The organism is Moraxella bovoculi 237 (assembly GCF_000696305.2).
Lineage (GTDB): Bacteria > Pseudomonadota > Gammaproteobacteria > Pseudomonadales > Moraxellaceae > Moraxella > Moraxella bovoculi.
Map to the genome: position 1 here is coordinate 130,524 of NZ_AOMT01000005.1, position 17,150 is coordinate 147,673.

At 43.8% G+C, this 17,150-nt stretch carries 14 protein-coding genes and 1 CRISPR repeat array (1 of these 15 only partly in view); of the genes, 10 read left to right on the forward strand and 4 right to left on the reverse strand.

Annotation, left to right across the window (positions count from 1 at the left end; translation table 11 throughout):
- Positions 1–11: 11 nt before the first annotated feature.
- Both MBO_RS01005 and alaS read right to left on the reverse strand, forming a co-directional pair.
- Complete coding sequence (locus tag MBO_RS01005) at positions 12–398, reverse strand: carboxymuconolactone decarboxylase family protein (protein ID WP_036362167.1); 387 nt, start codon at positions 396–398, stop codon at positions 12–14.
- Between the two features lie 113 nt (positions 399–511).
- Entirely contained in the window at positions 512–3,175 is a 2,664-nt protein-coding gene (alaS, locus tag MBO_RS01010; protein ID WP_036362170.1) for an alanine--tRNA ligase, read from the reverse strand.
- A gap of 317 nt (positions 3,176–3,492) precedes the next feature.
- Here alaS and MBO_RS01015 point away from each other — a divergent pair, with 317 nt between their 5' ends.
- A complete protein-coding gene (locus MBO_RS01015; protein ID WP_036362172.1) occupies positions 3,493–3,708 on the forward strand; it encodes a hypothetical protein in 216 nt (71 codons plus the stop codon).
- 124 nt (positions 3,709–3,832) lie between these two features.
- Here MBO_RS01015 and purB read toward each other — a convergent pair whose 3' ends face one another.
- Together purB and mnmA are read right to left on the reverse strand one after the other, a co-directional pair.
- On the reverse strand, positions 3,833–5,221 hold the full coding sequence (purB, locus tag MBO_RS01020; RefSeq protein WP_036362175.1) for an adenylosuccinate lyase: 1,389 nt from the start codon (positions 5,219–5,221) through the stop codon (positions 3,833–3,835).
- A 130-nt stretch (positions 5,222–5,351) separates the two neighbouring features.
- The gene (gene mnmA, locus MBO_RS01025; RefSeq protein ID WP_036362178.1) at positions 5,352–6,512 is read right to left on the reverse strand and encodes a tRNA 2-thiouridine(34) synthase MnmA; all 1,161 of its coding nucleotides are present in this window, start codon (positions 6,510–6,512) and stop codon (positions 5,352–5,354) included.
- Between the two features lie 127 nt (positions 6,513–6,639).
- On the opposite strand from mnmA, the gene MBO_RS01030 reads away from it, so the two are divergent.
- From MBO_RS01030 to cas2, 9 genes are read left to right on the forward strand one after another with little or no spacing between them, the layout of a single operon-like run.
- Positions 6,640–9,075, forward strand: a complete 2,436-nt coding sequence (locus MBO_RS01030; RefSeq protein ID WP_036362182.1) for a CRISPR-associated helicase/endonuclease Cas3 — start codon at positions 6,640–6,642, stop codon at positions 9,073–9,075.
- 22 nt (positions 9,076–9,097) lie between these two features.
- Positions 9,098–9,835: a type I-C CRISPR-associated protein Cas5c gene (cas5c, locus tag MBO_RS01035; protein ID WP_036362185.1), complete on the forward strand. Its 738-nt coding sequence runs from the start codon at positions 9,098–9,100 to the stop codon at positions 9,833–9,835.
- Positions 9,832–11,853 carry a type I-C CRISPR-associated protein Cas8c/Csd1 gene (gene cas8c, locus MBO_RS01040; protein WP_036362188.1) on the forward strand — a complete coding sequence of 674 codons (2,022 nt, stop codon included), beginning with the start codon at positions 9,832–9,834 and terminating at the stop codon, positions 11,851–11,853. Before cas5c ends, cas8c begins: the two co-directional genes overlap by 4 nt.
- Before the next feature lie 18 nt (positions 11,854–11,871).
- Positions 11,872–12,714, forward strand: a complete 843-nt coding sequence (cas7c, locus tag MBO_RS01045; RefSeq protein WP_052585211.1) for a type I-C CRISPR-associated protein Cas7/Csd2 — start codon at positions 11,872–11,874, stop codon at positions 12,712–12,714.
- Positions 12,704–13,318: a CRISPR-associated protein Cas4 gene (gene cas4, locus MBO_RS01050; RefSeq protein ID WP_052585212.1), complete on the forward strand. Its 615-nt coding sequence runs from the start codon at positions 12,704–12,706 to the stop codon at positions 13,316–13,318. The genes cas7c and cas4 overlap by 11 nt, the downstream gene beginning before the upstream one ends.
- A gap of 51 nt (positions 13,319–13,369) precedes the next feature.
- On the forward strand, positions 13,370–14,689 hold the full coding sequence (locus MBO_RS01055) for a nucleotide-binding domain-containing protein (RefSeq protein WP_036362191.1): 1,320 nt from the start codon (positions 13,370–13,372) through the stop codon (positions 14,687–14,689).
- Positions 14,682–15,254 (forward strand): SLATT domain-containing protein, encoded by a 573-nt coding sequence (locus tag MBO_RS01060; protein ID WP_152545075.1) that lies wholly within the window; start codon positions 14,682–14,684, stop codon positions 15,252–15,254. Before MBO_RS01055 ends, MBO_RS01060 begins: the two co-directional genes overlap by 8 nt.
- A gap of 32 nt (positions 15,255–15,286) precedes the next feature.
- Entirely contained in the window at positions 15,287–16,300 is a 1,014-nt protein-coding gene (gene cas1c / locus MBO_RS01065) for a type I-C CRISPR-associated endonuclease Cas1c (protein WP_036362199.1), read from the forward strand.
- A 6-nt stretch (positions 16,301–16,306) separates the two neighbouring features.
- Complete coding sequence (gene cas2, locus MBO_RS01070; protein ID WP_036362202.1) at positions 16,307–16,597, forward strand: CRISPR-associated endonuclease Cas2; 291 nt, start codon at positions 16,307–16,309, stop codon at positions 16,595–16,597.
- Between the two features lie 198 nt (positions 16,598–16,795).
- Positions 16,796–17,150: a CRISPR direct-repeat array (repeat unit 32 nt; unit sequence ATCGCACCCCATACGGGTGCGTGTGTTGAAAC) (it continues 1,719 nt past the right edge of the window).

Genomic DNA, 17,150 nt, shown 5'->3' on the forward strand with positions numbered 1-17,150 from the left:
TGCTAGATCTGTCAGATTTTATCCAGTTCTGTCAAAATCTCAACCGCTGCACGATAAGCTTCTTGGGTAGCTGGTGCGCCACAATAAGGCAAGCTGTGCAGTAGTACTTCTTGGATTTCTTCAACACTGGCGCCATTATTGATCGCGCCGCGAATATGACCCTTGAGCTCGGTTGGTGACTTCTGAGCGATTAAAAAAGCCATCGTAATCAAGGAGCGTGTTTTGTTGTCAAGTACACCGCGCTGCCAAGTAGAACCCCAAGCGTGCTCATTGATCCAGTCTTGCAAGGGTGCAGTAAAGGGCGTAACGTTGCCCATCGAACGCTTGACATGAGCGTCGCCCATCACAGCCTTACGCATGGCAATGCCATCATTGTAGGTATTGTTACCGTTTGACATAGAACGCTCCACTGATATATCAATTTAACTTAAATTTGCAATCAGTATTGATATACCGACATCAATAATAATTAAGCTTTTGCCATTGCCCTCATCAACCAATCCAGAATGGATCATGCTAATGTATCGCTCAAATTGGCTTTCAATGCACTTAGTACAGCACCTAGCTTATCCGACTTCTCAGCACCGCCCTGAGCATAGTCTGGCTTGCCGCCGCCTTTGCCGCTGAGCTCTGCGGCCAGATGACGAATGATATCACCTGCTTTAACTTTATCTGTCAGACCCTTGGCGACACTTGCCGCTAGTGCTAGGTCGTTCGTCTCACCCACTAGAACGATGACGGCATTATCAAGGCGTGATTTGGCAGTGTCCATCAGACCGCGAATGGCTTTACCGTCGATGCCATCAGCTTTCGTTACTAGTAGATTTACGCCATTATCAAGCTTGATTGCGCTGCTAAGTAGGCTGGCGGCTTGATAGCTGGCAAGTTTTTGCTCGGATTTCTCTAGCTGTTTCTCGAGTTCGCGACTGCGCTCACTTAGGCTGGTCACACGCGTTTCGATCTCGCCACGTTTTGCTTTGAAATTGGTGGCAAGATTGCCCAGAATAGATTCGCCTTGTTGAACGTAGCGAATCGCTCCCATGCCAGTTAGGGCTTCGATGCGGCGCACACCTGCAGCGATACCGCTTTCAGCAACGATCTTAAACAGACCGATATCACCAGTATGAACCACGTGCAAACCACCGCATAGCTCGATAGAAAACGGCGTCTTATCAGCATTCTCGCCCATGGTGAGCACGCGCACAGTCTCGCCATATTTCTCCCCGAATAGTGCCATCGCGCCTTTTTTCATGGCTTCATCGATTGGTAGATGTTCGATTTGCACAGGGCTGTTTTTTTGGATTTGTTCATTAACCATGCGCTCGATGGTTAGTAAATCTTCTTGGCTGATCGGCTTATCATGCGAGAAGTCAAAGCGCAATACCTCTGATGATACCAATGAACCTTTTTGGGCAACACCTGTGCCTAGTACAGAGCGTAATGCCGCGTGTAGTAGGTGGGTTGCTGAGTGGTTCTTGGCAGATGCGCGGCGGATGTCTTCGATCACTTGAGCGTGCGCGCTTTGGTTTGGTTTGATGCTGCCCATCTTTACGGTGCCGTAGTGGATGATGGCATTGCCTGATTTTTTGGTGTTTTGCACTTCGAACACGCCTGATTCGGTGCTGATCTCGCCAAGCTCACCCACTTGACCACCGCCTTCAGCATAAAATGGCGTGGCTGACAATACGATAACGCCTTCATCACCTTCGATAAGTTCGCTGGCTTCTTTACCATCTTGATATAAACCGATGATTTGGCTGTCGTGCTGAGCCAGTCCATAGCCGACGAACTCGGTCCGGCTATCCACCTTGATGGCGGCGGTATAATCCACGTCGAATTTGCCTGCGTCACGCGCACGTTCACGCTGCTCTTGCATCAATGCTTCAAAGCCGTCTTCATCAATGTTCATGTCACGCTCACGAGCGATGTCGGCGGTTAGGTCGGTTGGGAAGCCATAGGTATCGTATAATTTAAATACGGTTTCACCTGATAATGTATCACCTGAATTAAGCTTATCAAGCTCGCCTGATAGCAGACGTAGACCTTGCGCCAGAGTTTTGGCGAATTGCTCTTCTTCTTTTAGGATGATGGCTTGAATGTGTTCTTGCTTATTAGCCAGTTCTGGATAAGCGTCGCCCATCTCCTTGACCAGTGCAGGCACGAGCTGATAGAAGAAGTTGTCTTCTGCGCCAAGCTTATTGCCATGACGTACGGCGCGGCGAATGATGCGGCGCAGCACATAGCCACGACCTTCATTACTTGGGCGAACGCCATCAGCGATCAAGAACGACACAGCACGGATGTGATCGGCAACAACCTTAAATGACGGCTCGTAAGTATTGGGTACGCCAATCACTTTGGCAGCAGCATCCATCAGATTAACAAAAAGATCAACTTCATAGTTGCCTTGTTTGCCTTGCATGATTGAGCTGATGCGCTCAAGACCCATGCCTGTATCGACTGAAGGCTTTGGCAGCGGCTCTAGCGTACCATCTTTTTGGCGGTCGAACTGCATGAATACGCAGTTCCATACTTCGACATAGCGGTCGCCATCTTCTTCGGGGGTGCCAGGTAGTCCGCCTTCAACGTGCTTGCCATAGTCATAAAAGATTTCACTGCTAGGGCCACAAGGGCCTGTATCGCCCATTGTCCAGAAGTTATCAGACTCGTACTGCTTGCCTTTGTCGCCGATACGAATGATGTGCGATGGATCAAGACCGATTTCTTTATGCCAGATGTCATAAGCTTCGTCATCGGTATGATAAACGGTAACGTACAGTCGGTCTTTTGGCAGGGCAAGCCAATCTTCGCTGGTCAAAAATTCCCACGCGAATTTTAGGGCGTCTTGCTTGAAATAATCACCAAAAGAAAAGTTGCCGAGCATCTCAAAAAATGTATGATGGCGAGCGGTGTAGCCAACGTTGTCAAGGTCGTTATGTTTACCACCTGCGCGAACACATTTTTGGGAAGTGACGGCGCGGTTGTAGTCACGTTTTTCAAGACCTAAGAAAGTATCTTTAAATTGGTTCATGCCTGCGTTGGTGAACAGCAGGGTGGGATCGTTATGAGGGATGAGTGATGAAGAGTCAACGTGCGTGTGATTTTTGGTCTTAAAAAAATCAACAAAAGCTCGGCGTACTTCGTTTAGTTGTAGGGTCTTTTTGAGATGAGTCATAACAAATCCTTGGCAAAAAATGGCAAATAAATCGTGCTTTTTAAAAGTTTTTGGCTCTTTTGATTAATAAATCTGCAATTAGATTGTTACTAAGCTTAAAATCACTAAGCGTTATAACAAACGTCTAATTTTAGCATAAACCACGTCAAATTAAAGCGAATTTTCTCCAAAATCACGCACCATTTAACGAAAATTTATGAATTTTTTAAATTAACAAAAATTTTAGGGATTTTTTGTGAAAAACACTTAACATTTGTGCAAAAAAGGTGTATAAATAACATATTAATTTTATTCCGTAAATTTTTTGGGGAATTGCCATGAATATTCCATTATTCACAGCCATGTTATCGATTGCGTCTACCGTTGCAATTGGTGTATTGATGATTGTTGCTTTCGTGACAGGCTATGACAGCAGTAAGTTTATCATTGGTTCGGTGATTGTGGGCATATTGATTAGCTTGCCGATCGCCTTGGCTGTCACCAAAAAAATTAGTGCGCTAACAGGTGCGCCAGACAGAGCCCCTAAAGCGTAATTTAGTTAAGATTTTCATCTAAAAATATAAAAACACGGTTCTGTATGACCGTGTTTTTTGTTGTTAAAAATAGGTGAAAAGTAAGCAAAAAATGACGATCATGTGACCGTCATTTTTTATGGGATTATTTCAAATAATCTTTCAATGCCTTCGCCTGCTCATCAGCATTGCCGATATAGGTTGCTGGGGTCAGTTCAGCCAAGCGTGCACGCTCATCGGCAGGAACAGCTACCAGCTCATCACCATTGACAAATCCCACCATCATCTCACGAGTCATCGCTTGTCCGCGAGTCAGTGCTTTTAGTTTCTCGTATGGCTTTTCGACGTTGTAGCGTCTCATTACGGTTTGGATGGGTTCGGCCAGCACTTCTTGCGCTTGGTCGAGATCTTCGGTCAGTCGGGCTTCATTAATTTCAAGTTTGCCAATGCCTTTTAAGCATGCTTCAAAAGCAATCAGACTCTGAGCAAAACCCACACCCATGTTACGAAGGACAGTCGAGTCAGTCAAGTCACGCTGCCAACGTGAGATAGGCAGCTTCTCGCCGAGATGAGCAAGAACTGCGTTGGCGATGCCAAGGTTGCCTTCTGAGTTTTCAAAATCAATCGGGTTTACTTTGTGTGGCATGGTAGATGAACCAACTTCACCGTCTTTTAGCTTTTGTTTGAAATAGCCCAGCGAGATATAGCCCCACACGTCACGGTTAAAGTCAACCAAGATGGTGTTAAAACGACGCAGTGCATCAAACAGTTCCGCCATGTAGTCGTGCGGCTCAATCTGTGTGGTATAAAGGTTAAAGGTTAAATCTAGGCTCTCAACAAAACCTTGAGAGTGCTTCGCCCAGTTGATGCTTGGATAGGCGGACAGGTGAGCGTTATAGTTACCAACGGCGCCGTTAATCTTACCAAGCAGCTCTACGTTCTTGAACTGCTTTAATTGGCGGTGCAAGCGATATGCCACGTTTGCCATTTCTTTACCTAGCGTGGTAGGACTTGCCGTCTGACCATGTGTGCGTGACAGCATCGGCGTGGCAGCGTAGGTGTCTGCCAGCTTGGCGATTTCATCGATGATGGTTTGCATGGATTTAACCAAGACATCACGACCTGATTTTAGCATAAGGGCGTGCGATAGGTTATTGATGTCTTCAGACGTACAAGCGAAATGGATAAATTCGCCAGCATCTTTAAGTTCATCAATGTCAGCAATCTGCTCTTTTAAGAAATATTCCACCGCCTTAACGTCGTGGTTAGTGGTGCGCTCGATTTCCTTGATGCGCAGGGCATCATCTTCGTTAAAATTCGCCACAATCGCATCTAGCTTGTCATTGGTAGCCTTGCTAAATGGTGCGACCTCGCTGATCTCTGGGTGATTGGCAAGGGCTTGTAGCCAGCGGATCTCAACAGTAACACGAGCGTGAATCAGTCCAAATTCAGACAAAAAAGGGCGAAGAGCATCGCATTTAGATGCATAACGACCGTCAAGGGGGGATAGGGCGGTTAGGGCGGATAACGACATGGAATTTCCTTAATGTTGGGTAGGGGTAAGAGTTGGGTGATTATATCAAATTGTCAGATTTATTTAAACCATCAAAGCGCACGATTATAACGGGTTAATAAAAAGGAGCCACCAAGGCTCTTTGTAATGTTTAATTGATTTGGGTGTTGGTTGTTTGTATCACGCCCCCACCAAGACACACATCATCAACATAGAACACGACAGACTGCCCTGCGGTAACGGCACGCTGTGGCTCATCAAAGACCACACGCACGCCCGTATCGGTGACAAAAACGGTGCAAGTTTGGTCGGGTTGGCGATAGCGGGTCTTGGCGGTGCATTTTAGTCCGTTGTCATGGATTTGGGGTGGCTCGCCTGTTACCCAGTCCAATTTATAAGCGGTAAGTTTGGTGGATTGTAGCCAAGGGTGGTCATGCCCTTGCCCGACTATTAGGCGGTTATTTACCAAATCTTTGTGCAAGACAAACCACGGCTCTTCGGGGCGGTTTGCCACGCCACCAATGCCAATGCCCCCGCGTTGCCCAAGCGTGTAGTACATGAGTCCGTCATGCGTGCCAATTTTTATGCCATCATCGGTATAAATATCGCCTTGTTTGGCAGGTAGGTAGGTTTGTAAAAAGTCTTTGAATTTACGCTCACCAATAAAGCAAATGCCTGTTGAGTCCTTTTTCTTGGCGGTGGCAAGCTCGTATTTTTCAGCGATGGCCCTAACTTCACTTTTTTCAAGTTCGCCCACAGGGAATAAGGTTTTGGCGATTTTGTCGCCCCCTACCGCGTGCAAAAAATAGCTTTGGTCTTTGTTATTATCCAGCCCGCGAAGTAGGCTTGCCTTGCCATGCGTCTCAAAACTTCGGCGGGTATAATGCCCTGTGGCGATGTAGTCCGCCCCAAGGGTCAAGGCATGGTCCAAAAAGGCTTTGAATTTGACTTCTTTGTTGCACAAAATATCAGGGTTTGGTGTGCGACCTGCTTTGTATTCTTCCAAAAAATGCTCAAAGACATTGTCCCAATACTCCGCCGAAAAGTTGGCGGTGTGGAGCGGTATGCCCACTTTGTCGGCAACGGCTTGGGCATCAGCTAGGTCAGTCATGGCGGTGCAGTATTCGGTGCCGTCATCTTCTTCCCAGTTTTTCATGAACAAGCCTTCAACATCAAAGCCTGCTTCTTTTAGCAGGACTGCCGACACTGAGCTGTCCACGCCGCCAGACATACCTACAATGACTTTGATTTGATTGGGATTTTTGTTGTGAAATTGGGCGACATCGGACAGACGGTAGGGGGTGGTGTTCATGTTGTTATCTTACTAAATTAAATTTGCCATTATATGGGGTTTTGGGATTTATTTTCAAGGTGTTGGGCGTGTTGATGAAGGCATTTTTTGGTGATATACTATAAAGTAAATATGCAAGGAGCTAAGCATGTGCATTGCCCATATTCGTAAATCCGACAAAGCCATTCAATCGCTTCAAACGCATTTAATTGAGACTTCCCAAATCGCTCGTGTATTAGCAGGTAAATTGAATTTATCACAAGCGGGTGAATTATTGGGTCTTATGCATGATTTTGGTAAATATTCACAAGATTTTCAAGAATATATTCGGGCAATGACAGGTATAGATGTTGATATAGACAATGATTATGTTCTGCCCAATGGCAAGAAGATTGATCATTCTACCGCAGGGGCTCAGTGGGTTTATCAAAATTTACGTCAATTCGATACCAAAAATGGTATTGGTGAATTAATTGGGCAAATACTTGGTTTGTGTATTGCGTCTCATCATGGATTGGGATTGATAGATTGTTTAACGCCTGACGGTGAATTAAATTGGAAACGCCGTTTTGATAAATCAGATGAATTAACGCATTTATCCGAATGTCAATCAAAAGCCGATACAGAAATTTTACAAAAAGCCCATGCTTTGGTTAATGACAATCTTATCAAAGAATGCCTAAAATTTATTTTACCAATTTTTAAAAATACTGATATTAAAAATAACTCAAAAATCCAAGAATTTTATTTAGGATGTTTTGCTCGGTTTTTATTTAGTTGTTTGATTGATGCTGACCGTATCAATAGTGCAGATTTTGAGCGTGAACACCAAAAATCTTTACGCCGTTTTGATGAAAAACCCAATTGGCAACAAGCCATTGATTTATTAGAAACACATTTGGCAAATTTTACCATCCAATATCCCATTGATAAAATTCGCCAAGACATCTCGGAGACTTGCCTATCCCGTGCCAATGACTCACAAGGCATTTACACCCTAACCGTACCCACAGGCGGAGGCAAGACTTTAGCCAGTCTGCGTTATGCACTTCATCACGCCAAAAAACACAATCTCGACCGCATTATCTACATCATTCCTTATACCTCTATTATCGACCAAAACGCCAAAACCGTGCGTGATATTTTGGGTGATGATTGGGTATTAGAACATCACTGTAACATCGAACCTGACAAACAAAACTGGCAAGACAAACTGTTGTCCGAAAATTGGGATAAACCTATTGTGTTTACCACAATGGTGCAATTTTTGGATGCATGGTTTGGTGCTGGTACTCGGGGCGTGCGCCATGTTCACGCCATGACAAATAGCGTGTTGATTTTTGATGAAATCCAAACTTTGCCGATTAAATGTGTGCATTTATTTTGCAATGCATTAAATTGGCTCAATCAATTTGGCAAAAGCAGTGCCATTTTATGCACGGCAACCCAGCCTTTATTACATCAATTAAAAAATTCACAGTTAGGGCAAATCAAATTATCAGACAATCATGAACTTATGGGCTTGGATAATTTAAATCAATTATTTGATGATTTATCACGAGTACAGATAACTTATCATCCAAAAGTCGGCGGTTATGACATAGATGATGCAGGTGATTTTTTATTAAAGCAATTTAATCTAACTCCAAGCTGTCTATTTATTGTCAATACCAAGCAATGGGCAAAAGACTTATATCAATATTGTCAAAAAAATAATGTCCCAAAAGAAGCCCTATTTCATCTAAGCACCAATCAATGCTCGACTCATCGCAGGGCTATTTTTGATAATATCAAACACCGCCTAAAAAATAACGAACCTGTTATTTGTATCAGTACTCAGCTTATTGAAGCGGGTGTGGATATTTCTTTTGCGTGTGTCATTCGGGCATTAGGCGGATTAGATAGCATTGCCCAAGCTGGCGGTCGCTGTAATCGTCATGGCGAAAAACAAAATAAAGGGCAAGTTTTTGTTTTAAATTTAAAAGAGCCAAGTTTTGAAAAAGTATTGCCCGATATTTATCAAGGGCAATTATGTGGCGAAAGGGTATTGCGTGAATTTGACGATCAAGATATTTTACAACCCAATGCTATGAATCAATATTTTAATTATTATTTTTATAATCGAAGTGATGAGATGCGTTACGACATCAAAGATAAAAATCAAACATTGGGCAATTTATTAGATTGGTTGTCAGACAATAGCCAAAATATTTATACACCAAAAAATAACAAACGCACCAAACCATTTCCGCTACTCATGCAATCTTTTAAAAGTGCAGGACAGTTTTTTAATGTCATTGATGCACCCACTCGTGCCGTGATCGTGCCTTATAATAAAGGAAAAGAGATTATCGCTCAATTATGCGGTGCGTGGAATCCCAAACAAATGTATCAGGCATTGTCAGATGCTCAGCAATATAGCGTGAATGTGTTTCCCAATGTATTTAAAAAACTTATGGATAATCGCGCCATTTATGAAGTTCAAGCAGGTTTGGGTATTTATTATTTGGACGATAAATATCATGATGACAATTATGGGTTGTCGCTTGATGAAACAGGCGAGATGACTTTTTACAATCTTTAAAACGCAATAAAAAAGGTATGATATGACTAATGGCAATACATTTAAAAGTGAGCTGTTTAGCTTACGAGTATGGGGTAGGCAAGCGTTATTCACCGACCCCATTACCAAGATTGGCGGTGAGAAATTTACCTATCAAGTACCCACTTATGAAGCCATAAAAGGCATTTTAAAAAGCGTGTACTGGAAGCCTACAATCATTTGGCATATTGATAAAATTCGTGTCATCAAGCCCATTCGCACCCAAAGCAAATCCACCAAACCCCAAGACTGGAATGGCGGTAATACGCTTGCCATTTATACATTTTTGCAAGATGTGGAATATCAGGTGCAGGCGTATTTTACTTGGAATGAGAATTGGGACGAGTTAAAAGATGACCGCAATGCAGGCAAACACACTGCCATTACCAAACGAATGCTAGAACGTGGCGGACGACAAGACATCTTTTTGGGAACTCGAGACTGTCAAGGATATGTTGAGCCGTGTGAGTTTGGGGCGGGGCAAGGGTTTTATGATGAGATTGATAATTTGGACTTTGGGCTGATGTTTCATAGCTTTGGCTATCCTGAGGAGACGGGCAAACATGAGCTTGTCAGCCGTTTTTGGCAAGCGAATATGGCGTATGGCGTGATTGATTTCCCAAGTGTTAATGATAATGTGCTAAAAACTCGCTTTATCCGTGAGATGAAACCTGAAAAGCCCTTTAAGCGTGGTGAGAATGTCAAGCCTGTGGAGAGTGAGGCTGGGGAGCTTGATGTATGAGCTGGATACAAAAACTTTATCGGACTTATGAGGCGGTCTCATCAAAATCATCTGATGATGATACGCCCTTGACACCCATTGGGCATACTCAGCAAACCGCCCATATTGTCATTACTATCAATGGTAATGGTGATTTTTTGACGGCAAGTGTCATGCCCGCCAAAACCGCCATTATGCTACCTGCTACCGAATCATCAGAAAACCGCACCAGTGGCGAAGCCCCACACTCATTGGCGGACAAATTACAATACGTTGCCCAAGATTATCCAGCGTTTGGCGGTAACAAAAAAGCCTATTTTGACGGCTACGTGGCACAGCTAAAAGCTTGGTGTGACAGTCCTTTTGCTCACCCAAAAGTCCAAGCGGTGCTAAATTATGTCAAAAAAGGCAAGGTTGTTTCTGATTTGGTGCAAGCAGGCGTGTTGCCCGTGGATGTACAAGGCAGGGTTCTTAGTAAATGGGACGAACCAAGCGAAGCCCCTGCCATTTTTTCGGTATTGACAAAAACCAAAGGCGAGATTGAATTTGGGTCGGCTTTGGTGTGTTGGCGTGTTGAAGTGGCAGGCGATGCCCAAGCCGATACTTGGGCGGACAGCGACATTTGGCAATCTTGGGCAGAATATTTGTCGTCTGCAGACAGTGAGCAGGGTTTTTGTTTGGTAAAAGGCGAGATGCTTGCCATTGCAACCATGCACCCTGCCAAGTTGCGACATACGGGTGACAAAGCCAAACTCATCTCATCGAACGACACGGCAGGTTATACCTATCGTGGGCGGTTTGTCTTGGCAGAAGAATCGGCAAGTATCTCGGCTGACGTGTCGGCGAAGGCACACAGTGCATTACGCTGGCTCATCGCCAGACAAGGCATTCGTAACGGTGAGCAGGTAACGGTTGCTTGGGCGGTTAGCGGAAAAGAAGTGCCGTCGCCTTTGTTGGATTATTTTAGTCAAATTGATGTTGATGATATTGACGCTCTTGATATTACTGCTGATGAGACACCGCAAAATACTCAGCAAGATGTTCAGCAAGACTTATCAAGCAATAAAGACTGGTCGGCAGACTTTGGGCGTAAAGCGTCTTATTTTATCAAGAAAAAATTGCACGGTTATCAAGCCAGATTGGCCGAACATGAGCAAATTTCTCTACTCATGCTCGATTCTGCGACCCCTGGTCGTATGGCATTGACTTATTATCAAGAATTTTTGCCCAGTGGTTATTTTGCCAATTTGGATGCTTGGATAGATGATTTTTGTTGGTATCAACGCCACAGTATCGAAAACCTCAATGTCAAAAAATCTGATAAAAAACAAACGCTTTGGGCAGTCGTTCCGCCTTCGCCTTTTGTGATTGGGCAGGCGGTCTATGGCGTGTCATTAAGCGACAATCTAAAAAAACAGCTCTATGCTCGCCTGTTGCCTGTGATTGCAGGCGGTCAAAACGTGCCAATCCCTTATGATTTGGTGCAAAAAAGTTTTCAAGTTGCTTGTAATCCCAACGGCTGTGAAAATTGGGAATGGCAACGCAATATCGGGGTTGCTTGTGCTTTGTACAAAGGCTGGCGAGCCCGTCATCACGATTTATCACAACGGAGAATTTATGACATGAATTTAGACAAAGAAAATCGTTCACGAGATTATTTATTTGGTCGGCTGTTGGCAGTGGCAGAAGCCCTAGAAAGCAAAGCCTTGCAAATTGCGGATGAGAACCGCTCAACCAATGCCGAACGCTATATGCAACGCTTTGCCACAAGACCGCTTAGTACATGGCTTCAAATTGAGCTGGGGCTTGACTCCTACAAAAATCGCTTGCGTAACAACCGCTACATGGGCTTTTTGAAAAACCGTGAAAAAGAGATTGATGAAATCGTCTTTGCCCTAAACAACCTAGACGGAGACAAAACTTGGCTAGATAAGCCATTGGACGGCGAATTTTTACTTGGCTATCACAGCCAAAAAATGGCATATCGCACCAAATCTGCCCAAACCGACCAAACCAATCAAGACAACGAAACCGAATAATCCCAATAGGAGTATCTTATGAGCTTAACCAAAAAAATTGATTTTGCCCTTATCATTCAAGTACAAAACGCCAACCCTAATGGCGACCCACTAAACGGCAACCGCCCACGCACCGATTTTCAGGGCTTTGGCGAGATGACTGATGTCTGCCTAAAACGCAAAATCCGAGACCGTTTGCAGGACGCTGGCGAGAGCATTTTTGTGCAATCCGATGAGAAAAAGACGGACGGCATGACAAGCCTTGCCAATCGTGCCAAAGATAAAGAAGTTGGCTTGGGGGCGGACGCATTTAACGCCAAAAAATCAAGCCGTGATGAAACCGCCAAAAAAGCCTGTGAGAAATGGCTTGATGTGAGAAGTTTTGGGCAAGTGTTCGCCTTTGGCAAAAGTGATGAAGGTTCGGGTGTATCCATTGCTGTGCGTGGACCTGTGAGCATTCAGTCGGCATTTAGTGTTGAGCCTGTTAGCGTAACCAGCACCCAAATCACCAAAAGCGTGAGTGGTGAGGGCGATGGCACCAAAAAAGCGTCCGACACTATGGGTATGAAACACCGTGTGGATAAGGGCGTGTATGTGGCGTTTGGGGCGATGTCGCCACAGCTTGCCGAGCGGACGGGATTTAGTGATGACGATGCCCAAAAAATCAAAGACGTGCTTGTCAAGCTCTTTGAAGGCGATGCGTCATCGGCTCGCCCCGAGGGGTCTATGCAAGTTGTCAAACTCATCTGGTGGGAGCATAACTGCAAAGCAGGACAATACTCATCGGCAAAAGTACACGCCAGCCTAAGCGTAAAGGCAGACGGCAGTTATGAGCTAAACAACCTAGCAGGGCTAAAACCAGAAGAAATTGATGGATTCTGATAAACGCCTTATCTTGCTCTCCGCCCTGCAACATTACGCCTTTTGCCCGCGTCAATGCGCCTTGATTCACAATGAACAAGCATGGGCGGAGAATTATCTGACCGCACAAGGCAAACTGCTCCATGAGCGGGTGGATGGCGGTGAGCCTGAAACTCGTCAAGGCACCCGTTTTGAGCGAAGTGTACGCGTCTTATCGAATACGCTCGGGATATCAGGCGTGCTTGACATGGTGGAGGTATCCAAAAATGGCGACATGCACCCTGTTGAATATAAGCACGGCAAGCCCAAGCCTACCGACATGGATAAGATTCAGCTTTGCTCGCAAGCGATGTGTCTAGAAGAGATGACAGGGCGGACAGTGGCAAGTGGCTCGCTGTGGTATGGCAAAACCCGTCATCGCTTGGCGGTGGTCTTTGATGATGAACTGCGTGCAAAAACGCTGGCGACCATTGATAGTGTTCGCACCATGCTCCAAAGCGGACAAACGCCATTGCCGATTTATGACAAACGCTGTAAGGCGTGTTCACTTGTGGATATTTGTGAGCCAAAAGTGTTTGGGAAAGATAAGTCGGTGGGGTATGTGGCGGGGTTGTTTGGGGAATAAAGATTGACTTTTTAAATACAGTATTTTTTAGAATATACAAGGAAAAACAAAATGAGCATTGCCATAATGTTTGAAGAGTTTATTGAAAATTTAGCTATTTCTAATAAAGAAACAATAAGTAACCGTTATGCTGAAATAACAAAAGTGTTAAATAAGCATTTTCGAAATTCAGATTCTGAAACTGCTAACAGTTTGCAAGTTGGATCCTTTGGAAGGAAAACAGGGATTAATGGTATTTCTGATTTAGATATGCTGTATATCATGCCAAAGTGTAAGTGGGATACTTATAACAATGCTCAAAATGGACAATATAAATTACTTGCTGACACAAAAGAGGCAATTTTGAAACACTATTCACGAACAGATGTTAGTGTCGATAGATTAGTTGTTTCAGTTGCATTTTCTAATTTTTATATTGAAGTTCAGCCTGTTTTTGAACAAGAAGATGGTAGTTTTAAATATCCTGACACAAAAGATGGGGGTAGTTGGAAAATCACAAAACCAAAAGAGGAAATTCGTAAAATATCTTCTGTCGATGAAGCTAAAAATCGGAACTTACGCCGTTTGTGTAAAATGGCTCGCGCTTGGAAAAATAAGCATGGTGTAGCAATGGGAGGATTGCTTATTGATACGTTGGCTTATAATTTTCTGAATTCCACAGAATATTATGATGATAAAAGCTATCTTGATTATGATTGGTTAAGTAGAGATTTTTTTGAATATCTTTCAAAACTTCCAGAGCAGGATTATTACCTAGCATTAGGTAGTAATCAGCGAGTTAATGTGAAGAAAAAATTTCAAAACAAGGCAAAAAAGGCACACAAACTTTGTTTGGATGCGATTGAAGCAGAAAATCAGAATAATGTGAATGATAAATGGAAAAAGGTTTATGGTCGTCCATTTCCTGCCGCTGAAAAAGTGGTTGTGGAATCGCTTTTAGCAAGTTATGAGCCAAGCTACCAAAATACAGAAGAATTTATAGAAGACAAATTCCCAATTGATATTCGTGAATATTTGAAAATTGATTGTGAAGTTAAACAGAATGGTTTTCGAAAATTTTTCCTTAGAGATATTTTGAGGTCAAAAATTCCATTGAAGTCTCAAAAAGATTTATTGTTTCAGATAAAAGAAATTTCTGTGAAACAACCATACCAAATTTATTGGAAGGTCTTAAATCGCGGAGATGAAGCAAAGCGAAGAGACTGTATTCGCGGACAAATTACGCCAGATGCTGGAAATAATTACAAAAAGGAAGCTACGAACTTCTTAGGAGATCACATTGTTGAATGTTATTGCGTAAAAAATGGTGTAGTGGTGGCAAAAGATAGAATTCATGTTCCAATTGTTGCTGATGGGAGCGATTATGACTGATGAAGAGAAGATGCTGGAAGGGCAATTGAGAGAGTTTTATGGACGAGTTGTATATACCCATAAGACGCAGGAAAAGTGTGCTGATATTTTATTGAAATGGAATTCCCGAATTAAATGGGGACAAATTATTTTATCAGCTCTTCTTTCCGGTGGATTGATTAGTCTATTTTTGGATGGATTTGTTAATTACAAAAAAGGAATTGAATTCTTTTCGGTACTCATATCTACCGCATTACTTGTATTGAATTCTTATACAAAAGACTACGATTTAGGAGCTATTGCACAAAAACATCGACAGGCTGCCACAGAGATTTGGCTTGTTCGTGAAAAATATCTATCGCTTTTGACTGCTCTTCACATGAAAGTTTTACCGATTGATGAAATTTGTAATCAAAGAGATAAATTAATGATGGATTTGCATAGTGTTTACACAGGTGCACCCAGCACTAATTTTAAGGCTTACAAAGAAGCACAAAAAGCATTGCAAGAAATGGAGGATATGACGTTTTCCGATGACGAAATCGATAAATTTCTTCCTAAAGAGCTAAAACGGAATCGTAAGTAAAAAGTGCGGTCAAAACCAAGGGAATTTTCTAAATGCGCAAACTTCAAAACACGCTCTATATCACAACCCAAGGCACTTATTTACATAAGGAGCGAGAAACGCTCGTGGTGGAGCAAAACCGCCAAAAGGTCGCTCAATTGCCCATTCATGCCATAGAACACATTTTTTGTTTTGGTAATGTGTTGGTGTCGCCATTCTTATTGGAATTTTGTGGGGAATATGGCGTGAATTTGGCGTTCTTTACCGAGCATGGGCGGTTTTTGGGTCGTTTTGTTGGTCGCCAAAGTGGTAATGTGTTGCTAAGGCGTACCCAATATCGGGTGTCGGATTCAAACCCTGTGCCGATTGCCAAAAACATCATCGCTGTCAAAATCGGTGCCAGCAAGCGTGTATTGCAACGCCATATCCGCAATCATGGCGACAATGATGAGATTCAAAATGCCATTATCGCCCTAAATCAAGGACTTCACGCCCTAAAACAGGCACAGAGTTTGGAGGTGATTCGTGGGATTGAGGGCAATTGTGCGTCTTGTTATTTTGCCGTTTTTGGGCAGATGATTGGGCGTGCGACTGGGTTTAGCTTTGAGGGCAGAAACCGCCGACCGCCCCGTGATGGTGTGAATGCCTTGATGTCGCTCCTTTATAGCGTGCTTGGCAAGGAGATAAGTGGGGCGTTGCAGGGCGTGGGGCTTGACCCGCAAGTGGGGTTTTTTCATGCCGATAGGTCGGGGCGAGACAGTTTGTCGCAGGATATGCTTGAAGAGTTTCGGGCGTGGTGGGTGGATAGAATGGTGCTGTCGCTCATCAATCGTGGGCAGATTAAGCCTGATGATTTTCGCCAAGAGATAAGCGGTGCGGTGATTTTAAAAGATGATGCAAGACGGACGGTGTTTCAAGCCTTGCAAGCCAAAAAGCAAGAGAAAATCACGCATCCATTTTTGGGCGAGGAAATTGCAATCGGGCTACTTCCCCATGTGCAAGCGATGCTACTGGCTCGGCATTTGCGTGGGGATTTGGCAGAATATCCGCCGTTTTTGATGAGATGATGAGATATGTTAATGTTAATCAGTTATGATGTGGCGATGGACGATGGCGGACAAAAACGCCTAAGGCATATCGCCAAACATTGCCAAGATTATGGCGTGCGAGTGCAGTACTCGGTGTTTGAGTGCGACATCATGCCCGACCAGTGGGTGGTATTAAAAGACAAGCTATTAAAGGCGTACGACCCTGACAAGGACAGTTTGCGGTTTTATCATTTGGGCAGTAAATGGCGTGGCAAAGTGGAACATCATGGGGCAAAAAAGAGTGTGGATTTGTTTCAAGATACGCTGATATTGTGATGAAAAAGAGGTAAATCATGGCTCGCTAACGGGCAGTTCTCATCAAAATACAGGCAGGTTAGCGATGAGCTAAGTTTTTGAATTATTTAACAATTGAAAAGAAAGATAAGTACATTTATAATAAATGGCCTTTTTAAGGCTTAGGTTAGCGATTTTACCCAGTCTAAGCCTTAAAGATATAGCCTTTAAACAAAGGCTATCGCACCCCATACGGGTGCGTGTGTTGAAACAATGGACTGGCTTTAAGCTCTACATACGGCAAGCATCGCACCCCATACGGGTGCGTGTGTTGAAACTCTCTTTTCATTCTTGATATCTCGATGAACAAAAATCGCACCCCATACGGGTGCGTGTGTTGAAACCAATGTCTCTAGTGGCCATGCCAAAGCCCAAAACATCGCACCCCATACGGGTGCGTGTGTTGAAACGCTTGAGCTTCGTATTCCTTTTTCAGCTCCGCTTATCGCACCCCATACGGGTGCGTGTGTTGAAACAAAGTGTCGGTGCGTTTCTGCAATTTGCGCTTTTATCGCACCCCATACGGGTGCGTGTG